Origin of the sequence: Acinetobacter sp. 12966 (genome assembly GCF_031196995.1) — a bacterium.
GTDB lineage: Bacteria > Pseudomonadota > Gammaproteobacteria > Pseudomonadales > Moraxellaceae > Acinetobacter > Acinetobacter geminorum.
Map to the genome: position 1 here is coordinate 203,947 of NZ_JAVIMC010000071.1, position 14,049 is coordinate 217,995.

The window sequence follows — 14,049 nt, forward strand, 5'->3', positions numbered from 1 at the left end:
TGTATTTTTTGATGATAATTTTCAACATGTTAATTTAAATAGGATAATATAAGGCTACTTTATAGCCTAATAAATAAGATGCCTAAATACCATGAATTATTTTGATTATTTTCTCTTTATTTTTAGTGTAGTTATCATGATTGCGACCCCTGGCCCTGTCATGATTTTAGTTGCAAGCGCTGGACTTAAAGGAGGCTATAAAAAAGCACTGAAAACCATTTTTGGTACAAACCTAGCATCCCTTGTTTTAATTTTTATTTCAGTACTGGTTTTAAAAGGAGTACTGAGTGTTAATGATAGTTACCTCAATATCATTCGTATTTTAGGGTGCCTATATATTGGCTATCTGGGGTTGAGTATTCTTAAAGAAGTGATTCAAGCACCTCACCCAGAAGCGATACAAACAGTTTCAGCACAAAATGGCGGCTTTAAAAAAGGTTTTCTTGTCGGCATTTCAAACCCGAAAGATATTATCTTTTTCTCGGCTTTCTTTCCGCAATTTGTCTCTATTACTCCTCAATTAAATTTAAGTTTAACCCTACTTACGCTGACATGGATCGTTTTAGACTTCCTCACCCTATCTTTGGTTTATATCTTTTTCCGCCGCCTTTCTAACAGTCATTTATATCCAAAAATATTAGGCCTCTGCGGTTTATTACTTCTACTTATTGCTCTTTACGGCTTATATCAGAGTTTCATCTAATTCATTAGAGGTATAGTCTAATTTTTCTATACCTCTGTATTTCGTAATAGAACAACTCTTATACAATCTAGCTTATTGAAAACTCTAAAAATCGTTTCATAATGAAATAAACAACACCATCGTGATAAAACATTATGGCAAAAAATTATTATGAAGAATTAGGGGTTACCCGCAAAGCCTCTGCTGATGAAATTAAAAAAGCTTATCGAAAATTGGCCCGCAAATATCATCCAGACATCAGCAAAGAAAAAGATGCAGAGGAAAAGATGCAGGCCATTAATGTTGCCTACGACACATTAAGCAATGCAGAAAAAAAAGCCGAATATGACCAAATGTTAGATCACCCTCAAGGTTTTAATAACTTTGGTCAGGGTGCTGCACAAGGTGGTTTTGATGGAGCACAGTTTTATCGCCAAGGTTTTACAGGTGGTGAACAAGCAGACTTTAGTGGTTTTGAAGATTTATTTGGTCGCTTTGGTGCAGGCTTTGGCGGTGGGCAACAACACTATCAAAGACAACAACGTAGTTATCGCGGTGAAGATCAACATGCCAGCATAGAGGTTGATCTTGATATTGCCTATCATGGTTCAACACAGCAAATTACTTTGCAAATTCCAACCATAAACGCTTATGGCGAACCTGAAGTTCAACGCAAAACCTTGCAGGTGAAAATACCAAAAGGCATGAAAGAAGGTCAACAAATTCGCTTAAGTGGACAAGGCCAAAGTGGGATTAATGGCGGTGCCAACGGCGATCTTTATATTGAAATCCAGTATAAAGATACAGACCGTGTTCATGTCGAAGGCAGTGACGTATATCTGACCGTAGATGTAATCCCATGGGAAGCGGCATTAGGTCAAGGTATTGAAGTGAAAACACCGGCAGGATCTTTACATGTCAATTTACCTAAAAATGCAAAACAAGGACAACAGCTACGTTTAAAAGACAAAGGGATACCAAATAAAACGCCAGGGCATCTGTATTTAATTTTAAATATTGTATTCCCCCCTGCAAATTCTGAAAAAGAAAAAGAAGCGTATCAGCAACTGGCAGAAGCCTTTGCTTCATTCGAACCTCGTTCATCTCATTAGGGAGCAAGATCATGACAACCATTCACTATCGAGAAATTGTATATGACGGCCATACCTTTAGTGCAGAGGTCGTTGATGAACAATCGACATTTGATTTACAACAATTTGCCCAAGCTTGCGGCCAAAGTCCTGACTGGATTCTTCAGCTCATTGAATATGATATTTTATCAGTCGAGAATACACCTGAAGCACACCAGTTTATGGGTGAAGATGTCGCACGTGCACGTAAAGCGTATCGTCTGCAACGTGACTTTGACGCAAGTTTGGCAGCAGTTGCTGTGATGTTAGATTTGATTGATGAAGTGCAACAACTTAGAAAACAGTTGAAGCATTTTCATTGAGATTTTTTCTTCTAAATAACCATTAAAACAGGCATGAACTAAGGTGACGGGCGGCAGGGATGCCGCCTTTTGGACTGCGGTAACATGGATGTACCGTCAGTCCAATAAAGGGTTTTGTTACTTTTGCCCAGTCAAAAGTAAGGACAGGCCTATACAAAGAATATCTAATTAACCTCTATATTTGAGGCAATGCTAACACATCAACTTTACTCATTTTTTGAAAATCACTTTTATTTCAACCGAGTAATCTTTTCCACTTCCTTCAATGTCTGCTTAATCGGCTCATACTCCAGAAACCAAAACAAATTCATTCGATCTTGGCGATGCTGTTGAGCCAGTAAATCAATCACACTTTTTTCACCGCGCCCCACCAAATGTTGTCGATAAAAATAGTACAGTAACAAAACAGTACTTAGCAGCATAACACCGAGCATAATCCAGAAACCTACCGGTGATTTAAGCCCTGGAATAAACTCAAAGTTCATTCCATAAATACCGGTTAAAAGCGTAAGCGGTGCAAATACAGCAGTAATAATGGCAAGAATACGCATATTCTCATTGGTCTGGTTGGCAATTGCTGAGAAGTGCAAATCAATCGCCGACTGAATGGCGCTACGTAAACGCAAAGTATGTTTTTGAATACGTTCGACATGACTCATTAAATCATTCAAACGAACTAATAAAAGATCTTGAGAACTATGCGTCTTCTCACCAATAACATGATGATAGTTTTCTACAATTTCATCACGAAACTCTTGTAAGGTTTCGATTTGCTCTTCGCATAAATTTTCAACCTGCTGAAAGGCCATGTTTTCATGAAACAGTTGATGCCACTGTTTAAAACGACGATTACCTTGCAACAATTGTTGTTGCCAATGCTCAACTCTTCTAGTTAAAGGTGAACGGATATCAAGGTAGCCATCCACCATGCTATTCAGCAGACGTAAACATAAATCTACAGGTGAATTAGGCAGCTTACGGGTTTTGTTTTGTTCTTCCAAAGTTTTACATAAAATATTTTCGAGACGTTGAATATAGTTTTCAATCGACTTATTGCCTTGCTCACGAACACTAATCAGAACTTTAGGGGTAAAAATAAAGCTAATCGGCGTGGTTGCTAGACCAAATACACTCTCATGGGATTCCCCATTTTTAATTTCATCATCAGGTGTAACGAGCTTTCTAAAAATAAGCAGGTCGTATTCTTCAAGCGTATCAAATGCACAAGGATGCTCAATATTCGCAATATCCCGCATATGAAATTCATTGATAACCACGTCTGAAAGCTGCTGAATCGTTTGTTGCCATTCTTCGTTATGGTTCACCACATCCGTTCTGACACTATCAATCCAGAAAAACTCCAGAATGTGTTCATTATGCTGCTCACGGCTTAAAAAGACATAGCCGTCAGCGTGATGGCGATAAAAGTAATAAACCTGCATACCACAATGATCTGTTTTTGTATTACTTGCATCATGCCATAAAAAAAGTCCGCATCAAGCGGACTTTTTCATGTCACCAGAACAATTATGCTTGTTCAATGTCTTTCATAGTCAATTTAATACGACCACGATTATCAACATCAGCAACTTGTACTTTCACTTCCTGACCTTCTTTAAGAACATCAGTTACGTTCGCAATACGTTCATTTGAAATTTGCGAAATGTGAAGAAGGCCATCAGTACCCGGCATGATGTTTACAAACGCACCGAATTCTACAATACGAATTACTTTACCGTCATAGATCTTACCTGGTTCAACTTCAGCAGTAATTGCTTGAATCTTAGCAATTGCAGCTTTAGCAGCAGCTTTAGTTTCACCAAATACGCGAACAGTACCGTTGTCTTCGATATCAATTGCAGCTTTAGTTTCTTCAGTAATTTGACGGATAGTTGCGCCGCCTTTACCAATAACATCACGGATCTTGTCTGGGTTAATGTTAATAACTTCAAACGTCGGTGCATGAGCACTGATTTCAGCACGCGCACGTGAAATGACTTTATTCATTTCGTTTAGGATGTGCATACGACCAGCAAATGCTTGGTTTAATGCAACTTCCATAATTTCTTCAGTAATACCTTCAATCTTGATGTCCATTTGAAGTGCAGTAATACCGTTTGCAGAACCTGCTACTTTAAAGTCCATATCACCTAAGTGATCTTCATCACCCAAGATGTCAGAAAGTACTGCGAAACGCTCGCCTTCTTTCACCAAGCCCATTGCAATACCCGCAACTGGTGCTTTAAGCGGAACACCTGCATCCATAAGTGATAATGAAGCACCACATACAGAAGCCATTGAAGATGAACCGTTTGATTCAGTAATGTCAGATACAATACGAATTACATACGGGAAGCGGTCAGCCGCAGGAAGAACTGCTTGAACACCACGACGTGCTAAACGACCGTGACCAATTTCACGACGCTTAGGACCAGATTCACGGCCTGTTTCACCTACAGAGTATGCAGGGAAGTTGTAGTGCAACATGAAGTTGTCAGTCTTAGTACCAGCAAGGGTATCAACCATTAACGCATCACGAGTATTACCCAAAGTTGTTGTTACCAACGCTTGAGTTTCACCACGTGTAAATAATGCAGAACCGTGTGCACGATCTAATACGCCAACTTGAACGTCGATAGCACGAACAGTTTTAGTATCACGACCATCAATACGTGGCTTACCTGACAAGATGTTGTCACGTACTGTACGGTATTTAAGGTCTTCGAATAATTCGTTTACTTCATCAGCAATACCAGTTTCGTCATTTTCTGGAACAAACTGAGCTAAAGCTTCTGCATAAAGTGCATCAAGTGCTGCATAACGGTCTTGTTTAACTGCAATTGTATATGCTTCTGAGATTTTCGCTTCGAAAGCTGCTTTTAATTGCTCAAGAAGAGTTTCGTTTTTAGCTGGAGCAACCCAAGTTGATTCAACAGCGCCAGCAGCAGCCGCAAATTCTTTAATTGCTTGAATTGCAATTTGCATTTCGTCATGACCGAAAAGCACAGCACCAAGCATTTGGTCTTCTGAAAGTTCTTTCGCTTCAGATTCAACCATCAGTACAGCAGATTCTGTACCTGCAACCACAAGGTCAAGGTCACTTTCTTTCAACTGTTCAAAGTTCGGGTTAAGAACATATTCACCGTTGATTAAACCAACACGTGCTGCACCGATTGGGCCACGGAAAGGAGTACCAGCAATAGACAATGCTGCTGATGTACCAAGCATTGCTGCAATGTCAGCATCCATAGTTTTGTCAGAAGAAACAACAGTTGCTGTTACTTGAATTTCGTTGAAGTAACCTTCTGGGAACAACGGACGAATTGGACGGTCAATAAGACGTGAAATTAAAGTTTCAGCTTCAGAAGCACGACCTTCACGCTTACCGTAACCACCAGGGATACGACCAGCTGCATATTGTTTTTCTTGATAGTTAACTGTTAACGGGAAGAAGTCTTGGCCCGCTTTTGCTTTAGGTTGAGCAACAACTGCAACTAAAACAGTTACGCCACCCATAGTGATTAAAACTGTGTTTGCTTGACGTGCAACGCGACCCGTTTCTAAAACGACTTGATGTTGACCGAATTGGAATTCTTTACGAACGATATTAAACATTGACATGTATTGTATTTTCCTAATTTTATTCTAGTGAGACCCCTAAGGTTTGGCATTCAGACTACACCGATTGGTAGATAAATGACAAAGCTTAGAAGCCATCACACTAGATCAATTATTTAAAATAAGTTAAACGCAAAGAAGGAGCGCACAAGCGCCCCTTCTAAAAATCACTTAACCTAGCATTAAGTGAAACTCTCTTTTCAGCGATAAAGCATTGCGACATGCGAAATAGCGAAAACAAAGTGAAAATCGAATTAACGACGTAAACCTAAAGCACCGATCAAAGCAGTGTAACGACCGTGGTCTTTACCATTTAAGTAGTCGAGCAATTTACGACGTTGGTTAACCATACGGATCAAACCACGACGGCTGTGGTGGTCGTGTTTGTGAGCTTTGAAGTGACCTTGTAAATCATTGATTTGAGCAGTCAATAAAGCTACTTGTACTTCTGGTGAACCAGTGTCATTTTCAGCGCGAGCAAATTTAGCAATGATCTCTGCGCGGTCTGCATTAGTTAAAGCCATTCGATTTCTCCGAGATGCTTAAAAAAGTAAACGATATTAATCAGTTGAGGCAACTGACTGCCGTGCATCACTACAGCAAGTCGCCTATTTTAAGGTATCTATAGGTGGATTGCAAAATAGTTTTCAGTAACTTGTCATTTTAGACACTGACATCAAGACCTTAACCCTTCACACTAGCCTCGAATAAAAAGAAAGAAGCGCGAGGGACGTGTGAAAATTTTTTCAACTAACACTTGTCCAGTACCGGACAATATTGAGCAAGTCATTCGACAAAAAGATGAAGTTGCTGCTGAACAGGGTGGAATGAGCGATCACCAGATTCAAAAAATCTGGAAAAGTATAGAAGCACTATATAAAACCGGAAACTATCCACTCATTACCTTTTGTTTACGCAGGCAAGATAAAATTTTGCTGAATAGAAGTATTGGATATGCCCAAGGGAACTCTCCGGCAGGACTTCAAGAAAATGCTCTGATTGCAACACCAGATACACCTGTTTGCCTATTTTCAGCATCAAAGATGATTACAGCCATGTTGATTCATCTATTAGATGAAAAGGGTGAAATCAATTTACTTGATCCCGTGAGCTATTATGTTCCTGAATATGGGGTCAATGGTAAGCGCCGTGCAACGATCTTTCATTTATTAGCACATCGTGGCGGCATTCCCTATATTGATGGCGATGTCACACCAGAATTGTTATTTGATAAAGACGAAATTTTAAAACGTTTATATGCTGCCCGACCTGTGTCTCCTGCTGGCAATCACCTTGCCTATCATGCTGTTACGGCAGGTTATATTTTAGGAGAAGTCATTGAACGGGTGACTGGGCAGGATTTACGTGAATTTGTACATCAAACTATCGAAAAACCGATGGGAATGCCCTATTTCAACTATGGCTTAAAACCAGAGTACCGTTCAGAAGTCGCCTTAAACTGTGCAACAGGTCTGCACCCTCGCCTTGGTACCGATCACTACCTGAATCATGTGTTAGGTGGCGGTTTACAACTTGCAGTTGATGTGACGAACGATAGTCGTTTTATGGACACCATTTGTCCAGCTGGAAACATCTATACCAGTGCAGAACAAGCCGGCCGCTTCTTTGAAATGCTTTTAAGTGGAGGAAGCTACGGCGGTCAGCAAATCTTTAGTGAGAAAACAATTTTCAGAGCAACACTACCAACCACAGGCGTTAACATTGACCGGACTTTATTAATTCCAATGCGCTATGCTTTAGGGCCAATGTTAGGCAGTAACCCGGTAGGCCTTTTTGGTCCAATGACAGGACAAGCATTTGGCCATTTAGGGTTCTCCAATATCTTATGCTGGGCCGATCCAGAAAGAGATATTAGTGTTTCCCTATTAACGACAGGTAAATCTGTAGTAGGTACTCACCTACCTGCTTTAGCTAAAGTACTCTATCAAATCTCCAGCCAGTGCCCACGAATTCCTAGAGATCAACGTCGTTCTTTATTCGGCAGCGACTCTCATGAAACCAACTTAGTTTAAAAGCAAATAAAAAACCCAAGCATTTCTGCTTGGGTTTTTTGCGCTGTAGTTTTTGTTTATCGTGTTATTACTGTTTTTATTATCGTTGGTGAGATGCTAGTCACATCCTTCTTGTTGTTTTAACTCACTTCCAATGTTTTCGTTTCTATTTCCTTATGTGATGTATTGTGACACATCCAATTATGAAGAAAAGTAGTATTTTTCTTATCATCATGTAAGTAAAAACGTACAGGTCTGTATAATATTTGGTGTTTAGTCATTTTCAACATTTAACGTACAGTTCTGTATAACATATAACTTAACAATTCACAGGAAAAATGCTTATTTAAGAATCATATTACAGATAAATATATTGATATTATTGATATATTTTTCTCAACCGAAATATACTAGAGATAGGCTTAAAATTGATCTTTTCTGGTAGTTTTTTAGAAGCCTTAGAAAAGCAAAATATAAAAAAGCCCTGTAGTCTCTCCCAAAACTACAAGGCTTAGCGGCTGTAAGTTTCCTCTTTATACACCTACTTCATTGTAAGTTCGCAGTCTCTCGACTTAAGTTATTATTATTGTGCGATTTTGCCCGACATTCCGTGCCAAGCTCGTTGTGTGTTTATAATCTCAAAAACACGGGGTGTACTCTAGCAGCAAATATCTCGAATCTATGTAAGCTTTTTCTTACAAGGGTGAAAATATTAAGTTTGGCTTAACGAACTAACCGATTAACTTTTTGAACTAAACCGCTTTTTCGTGTAGTACGAACTGTAAATGCTTGTAACAAAGCCTCTTGATGCACCAAAAGACTGACTACTTTCTTAGCGCGTGTAATGGCTGTATAGATTAACTCTTGGCTTAATAAGTTCTTGGCAGCCTGATCTAAAACGACAGCAGTATGAGTAAATTCAGACCCTTGCGATTTATGAATTGTTAAGGCAAATGCGCTCTGAATACTTTTAGGCAATCGATTTGCAGCGACCCATTTGTTCAAACTTGGAAAATATACTTCAAATTGTTGTGGCTGAGTTCTATGCTCAAAGCACAAACCAATATCCCCATTTGAAATACCGAGCTGATAATCGTTATAAGTCATCATTACAGGACGACCGACATACCATCCTCCGAGAGTCACTATTGAAAGTTGCTGTTGCAACCAACGCTGCGCATATTGGTTTAACTGCTGCAACCCAAACGGGCCATGACGAACCGCGGTTAAAATCCGGTAGTCATCAAATGCTTTTACTACGTTTTGGACCTGTTCAATCGAGCGTTCTTCTTTTAAATAATTTTTTAGGCTTTTTACATATCCTTGGAAACCGAGCATGAGCTTCTGATAATAAATTTCGACTTCTGCGTGATTTCCTTCTGGTAAATATTCAAGCTGAATAACATCTGGCATATCTCTTTGTAAAAGTATGGGCTTTAATTCTGACACCTGAACAATATCAACTTCAAATCGCTGCAAAACCTTTACATGGTCTTGTTGATAATTTTGAGCTTGAATAAATTTAGCCACTTGTCCAATCAATGCACCTTCAGCAAAACGACGACTGGTTTGTAGTTGTACTCTGTTGTCGGCTAGTGCCTGTATTTGCTGCAAATCTGCAAGAACCGCCCCAACATCGACAGAAGCGAGCTGATTTGCATCTCCTAATAAAATAATTCGACAGGACTCAGGCACAGCTTCAAATAAAAGAGTAGCCAGGTTTAAATCCAGCATAGAAGCCTCATCCACGACAATCACGTCATAAGGCAAAGGCTGTTTTTGATTAAACCGTGGTGTCTGACTATGTCCCATCCCTAACAAACGGTGAATCGTTTGTGTTCCCTGATTTCTTAGCTCTTCACTCACTAATCCAGACTCAAGCAATTTAGGGTCATTAAATGAGTTCTGTAAGGCCTCTTGCATGCGCTGTGCGGCTTTACCTGTTGGAGCAGCCATCGCCACACGAATATGTGGAATTGCTTGGCTAAGTACAGCAATGATACGTGCAAGTGTATAAGTCTTGCCTGTACCTGGCCCACCCGTAATAATACTCAAGCCCTGCCGAGCAACCATCTTTAAAGCTGCCTGTTGATGAGGATCGGTAAGCAGGTCTAAATAGTCATCACAAGAAACAGGTTGAATTAATTGTTGCTTTAATCGACAAATTTGTTCTGCAAGTCGTTGCTCTAGGTGCCAATATCGGTATAATGCCAACCCCTGCTCATCGTAGACGCATGGCGCAACTTTTGAAGTTGCTTGATCGGCAGATATAGCAAGCTGACCAAGTGCTGCAATTTGCTCTGAACTGATATCAATACAACTATCGCCTTGTAAGCTCGCTTCAATAAGCTGTTGCAAGTAAGAAGTGGCTTCTGGTACTTGCGATTGTTCAGTAAATGGAACCTGATTTAAGAAGTTACTCCACGTTGTTAACCAGCTTAAATCGGCTTGTTCAGGGCTATTTAGATTGTCCACACACTTATCCACCTAGTTTTCCACACGCTTGTCCACATGGTTATAGACAGGCTTATCCACATGTCAAGTATTTGTTAATCTTCAAATTACGCTTTTTATCAGCATTTTTCATGCTATTTTATCCTCAGCAAAATATCCCAAAATGGCATCAAGACGAAGGATAAACTCGACACTAGGTTCCCAGTAATAATACCCCTGCTCCGCTTCACCATTCATACCACGTAAGTAAAGATAAGTTGCCCCACCCAAATGTTGCTCAATCTGATAATCCTGCATTTTGACTTGCAAATAGCGGTGTAACGCAACGAGATATAAACCTGCTTGTAGCCAGTAACTTGCCAAAGACATACTTTGAGCAATGCTATCGCTACGATAGTCTGCAAGATCATCACCTAAGTAATTACTTTTATAATCGGCAATGTGATAACGCTGCCCATCAAAATAAACCAAATCGATAGAACCATTGAGGTAACGTGCTGAGCGAGCCTCAAGTAACTCCGGCATATTCAACCCATACTCAGCGAAGAGTTGCTGAATACGTGTCATTGCTAAAACCCGATCTGAGAGCGCCAAATAAAAAGGAAATTCTGACAAATACTGTTCTTGTTGAAGTTGATTGAGCCGGAAACCTTGATAAAGCGGTGTTCGCAAAATATCTTTCAACCAGTCTGCAACGGACTGGTAAAGCAGATTTTCGGCATCTTCTTGCTCTGGGAAACTCTCGTTATATTTATTAAGTAAATCTTGCCAAAGGCCACTATAGTCATTTTTAAAACGACGACGTATTTCTATGACCCAGTCATCTGAACATTGAAAGTCAATATGCTCAAATATTTCATGCAAAAAATTACCGGCAAGCGTTCCTCGAGGGAAGTTACTCTTTATCCAGTCAATCGGCTGAGCACTGCTTGCTTCAGCAGTGTTGACCAAGTCCAACTCATCTTCTGCTAATACAGCATCATTGCTCTGACTCGCCAATAAATCTGTGCCAGCTTTATGTTTTAAATGCTGTGCCAAGTAACTGAAACTAGTTTTACCTCTCGAATAAAAACGTTGTTCCGGAAACCGTTGTGCTTGTATTTCAATAATACTTGTTTGTTTGGCTAAGTGAATTGCCTGTGGAATCTGCTCCAAAACCATTTCATCCGTACAGCAACGGTGTTGAAAAGGCTCAATCCTATTTTTCCAAAACGCGAGGCCTGATACTGACTTGCCATCAATATCTTGTAGAACAGCATAGACGCGGTGGCTTGCTCGCGTTAAAGCAACATACCAAAGACGATTCTGTTCAGCGAGCGCTCGGTCTTCATGTTGCTTAAGTTCTATTTCATTCAAATAAGTCTTGTCAGCAATCGCAACGACACGTTGAGTCAAAGTCTGGTTTGAGTCCGGTTTGACAATGTCTTGGGTCGAAAAATTGAGTGTTTTATTATTTTCTCGAAAGGGCTTGTCTGCACCTAGTAAAAATACAATCTTAAATTCCAGCCCTTTTGACTGGTGAATGGTCATGAGTTGAACACCAGCCTCACTCGACAATTTACGTTCTAGCTCCCAATCACGGTCAAGAGGAGAACGCAACTGTTTGAGATACCAATGGTAAAGGTTTTGCGCGCCTGAGTATTTCTCACTGTGCTGACTCAAAATTTCAGTTAAATGACGCAAGTTCACCACAACCCGTTCATTATCTTTACTTTGAGCAGCAACTAAATTTTGCCATATATCAAACTGGATGAGACATTGTTGCCATGCCACTAAAAAGCCTTGAGCGGACCACAACTCTCTAATCGTGTCAAAACCAGTCATAAACTGGCTTAACCCTTCGGCTGTCTGCTCAAGTTGCAAGAGTTGTTTTAAATCCATGGCAAATAGACGGCTAATTAAAGCTCGCTTCACTTTTGCCTCATCGTAAGGATGAAGTATGGCAGTCAACAAAGCACCCACATCTTGAGCAATCGAGCAATCGAAAACACTTCGTTTTGATGGCCTGTTAACTCGTATTCCTAAACGCTCTAGCTCAAATTGAACTTTATCCAGCCCATCATGATTACGAGACAATACCGCAATATCGTCTTCATTTAAGGTTTGAGTCTGAGCATCTTTTTGAAAATATAGCTCTCCAACATGTGACTGGTTAAGTAAATCTCGAATCTTCCAAGCAACTTGCTGAGCTTCTGTTTCTTTATCTTTGAGCATCAACCACCGCAAAGGATGTGGGTTAGGCTGGTTTTGATCAACTAAAACCGGATGAGGTCGAGTTCCTGCTCGAATTGGGTCATATTGAACCTCTTCACCAAAGTCGATTTGCCTTTGAAATAAGGCATCGACCACTTCAACCAGATCTGCAACGGAACGATGGTTATGAATTAACTTATATTCGCGGCCATGTTTGGCTTGAATATCTTTATAGGCATTTAAAAAGGTGAGCATATCCCCACCACGGAAACCGTAAATCGCCTGTTTACGATCACCGACCATAATCATGCAACTTTTTTGGTAGCGCTCTGGATGACGCCAAATGCTCGCCAGCATATCGTCTTGATCTTGGTTGGTATCCTGAAATTCATCGACCAAAATTAAGGGATAACGCGCCTGCACAAACACAGCGAAACGCTGTCCCTGTTCACCTTTTAAAGCTTCAGAAAGTATTCGAATTTGCTGAGAAAAAGTAGTTTCACCTTTATTTTGCAAAACCTGTGGTAAACGTTTTTTAACCTCAACACATAAATAGGCTTTTAAAAAAATATGAAGCTGGTCGAACTGCTCAGCGTAGTTTTTCAGCACACCAAATAGCTGTTGAATCTGTTGAATACAAGGATGTTGATAGAAACCATCTGAAATTTCGGCAGGACATTTCTTAAAAACTTTTTGATCGACAAGTTGACCTAAAAACTTAAAAACAAGCTCACGTTGTGCAGTCAAAGACCCATCAAAAACTAAAATACTGTCGCTTTGCTTTAAAACTTGTAGTAGCTGCGGTAAACATTCACTAAATAATTTGTTAAACGCCCCATTACGAAATACCGTCCCGCTCACATGCTTATAGTGTTCGCCATCAAGCAAGTAATACGGCTCTAAAAGACTTAAGTCAATTTCTGTTGCCAACTGTTTGAGCTGAGCAAGTTGTTCAAATTGAATGGTTGGTTTTTCGGGAAGTTTAAAATGAGCGGAACTAAAGTTAAGTGAGTCTTCGACCAGTTTGACAAAACTATCGACACTTTTTAACTCTCCTGCCAGATATAAAGCATCAATCACAGTTTGAGGTTGAGACTGTATCCATTCACGCAAAACATCATGAATCAGTTGTCGACTATAGGTTTTTGCATCATCAGTGATTTGAGCGCGTTCAATTTTACCACTCTCAAAGGCAAACTCACGTAATAGTTTTTGGCTAAAGCTATCGAGTGTCCCGACAAATAACTCGTCTAACTGATCGATGACCAATTTTAAACGTTCACACGCATAGGCAATACGCGTCGCAAAGCTTTTTAAAATATGTTGGAGTAATACGTCAGGCTCTTGCTCGGCCTGCGTAAGTATTTCTTGTTCTGTAAAACTGCGTTTGGTCTCTAAGTAACGATACGTTTCGACCAAACGGGCGCGAATACGACTTTTTAACTCAGCAGCGGCAGCACGGGTAAACGTGGTTGCAATGACTTGTCGAGGCAAGTACTTTTCAAGAAAGATACGGACCATTAAGCTCGATAAAGTATAGGTTTTTCCTGTACCTGCCGAAGCTTCAATTAAGTGTAAGCCACTAAATTCAATATCAATAATAGGTTGATAAGACACCTGTACTCTTGAGTTCATGT

Annotated in this window: 9 protein-coding genes; 4 read left to right on the plus strand and 5 right to left on the minus strand. The window is 40.0% G+C overall.

What is annotated here, in order from left to right:
* Positions 1-91: 91 nt before the first annotated feature.
* The 3 genes from RFW85_RS11855 (at position 92) to RFW85_RS11865 (ending at position 2,135) form a co-directional block, all read left to right on the plus strand.
* Complete coding sequence (locus RFW85_RS11855) at positions 92-703, plus strand: LysE family translocator (RefSeq protein WP_170247576.1); 612 nt, start codon at positions 92-94, stop codon at positions 701-703.
* Positions 704-837: 134 nt separating this feature from the next.
* Complete coding sequence (locus RFW85_RS11860) at positions 838-1,794, plus strand: DnaJ C-terminal domain-containing protein (RefSeq protein WP_309171554.1); 957 nt, start codon at positions 838-840, stop codon at positions 1,792-1,794.
* An 11-nt stretch (positions 1,795-1,805) separates the two neighbouring features.
* Positions 1,806-2,135, plus strand: a complete 330-nt coding sequence (locus tag RFW85_RS11865) for a chaperone modulator CbpM (protein WP_002114963.1) — start codon at positions 1,806-1,808, stop codon at positions 2,133-2,135.
* A gap of 230 nt (positions 2,136-2,365) precedes the next feature.
* Here RFW85_RS11865 and RFW85_RS11870 read toward each other — a convergent pair whose 3' ends face one another.
* The 3 genes from RFW85_RS11870 to rpsO all read right to left on the minus strand — a co-directional run bounded on the left by RFW85_RS11870 (position 2,366) and on the right by rpsO (position 6,277).
* Positions 2,366-3,577, minus strand: a complete 1,212-nt coding sequence (locus RFW85_RS11870) for a magnesium transporter CorA family protein (protein ID WP_086264328.1) — start codon at positions 3,575-3,577, stop codon at positions 2,366-2,368.
* An 85-nt stretch (positions 3,578-3,662) separates the two neighbouring features.
* On the minus strand, positions 3,663-5,750 hold the full coding sequence (pnp, locus tag RFW85_RS11875; RefSeq protein WP_171071986.1) for a polyribonucleotide nucleotidyltransferase: 2,088 nt from the start codon (positions 5,748-5,750) through the stop codon (positions 3,663-3,665).
* A gap of 257 nt (positions 5,751-6,007) precedes the next feature.
* A complete protein-coding gene (rpsO, locus tag RFW85_RS11880; protein ID WP_002114951.1) occupies positions 6,008-6,277 on the minus strand; it encodes a 30S ribosomal protein S15 in 270 nt (89 codons plus the stop codon).
* A gap of 210 nt (positions 6,278-6,487) precedes the next feature.
* Between rpsO and RFW85_RS11885 the strand changes: the two genes are divergently transcribed.
* Positions 6,488-7,786, plus strand: a complete 1,299-nt coding sequence (locus RFW85_RS11885) for a serine hydrolase (RefSeq protein WP_262470007.1) — start codon at positions 6,488-6,490, stop codon at positions 7,784-7,786.
* Between the two features lie 702 nt (positions 7,787-8,488).
* Here RFW85_RS11885 and recD read toward each other — a convergent pair.
* Together recD and RFW85_RS11895 are read right to left on the minus strand one after the other, a co-directional pair.
* Positions 8,489-10,240, minus strand: a complete 1,752-nt coding sequence (gene recD / locus RFW85_RS11890) for an exodeoxyribonuclease V subunit alpha (protein ID WP_309171555.1) — start codon at positions 10,238-10,240, stop codon at positions 8,489-8,491.
* A 108-nt stretch (positions 10,241-10,348) separates the two neighbouring features.
* Positions 10,349-14,047 (minus strand): UvrD-helicase domain-containing protein, encoded by a 3,699-nt coding sequence (locus tag RFW85_RS11895; protein ID WP_309171556.1) that lies wholly within the window; start codon positions 14,045-14,047, stop codon positions 10,349-10,351.
* Between the last annotated feature and the right edge of the window lie 2 nt (positions 14,048-14,049).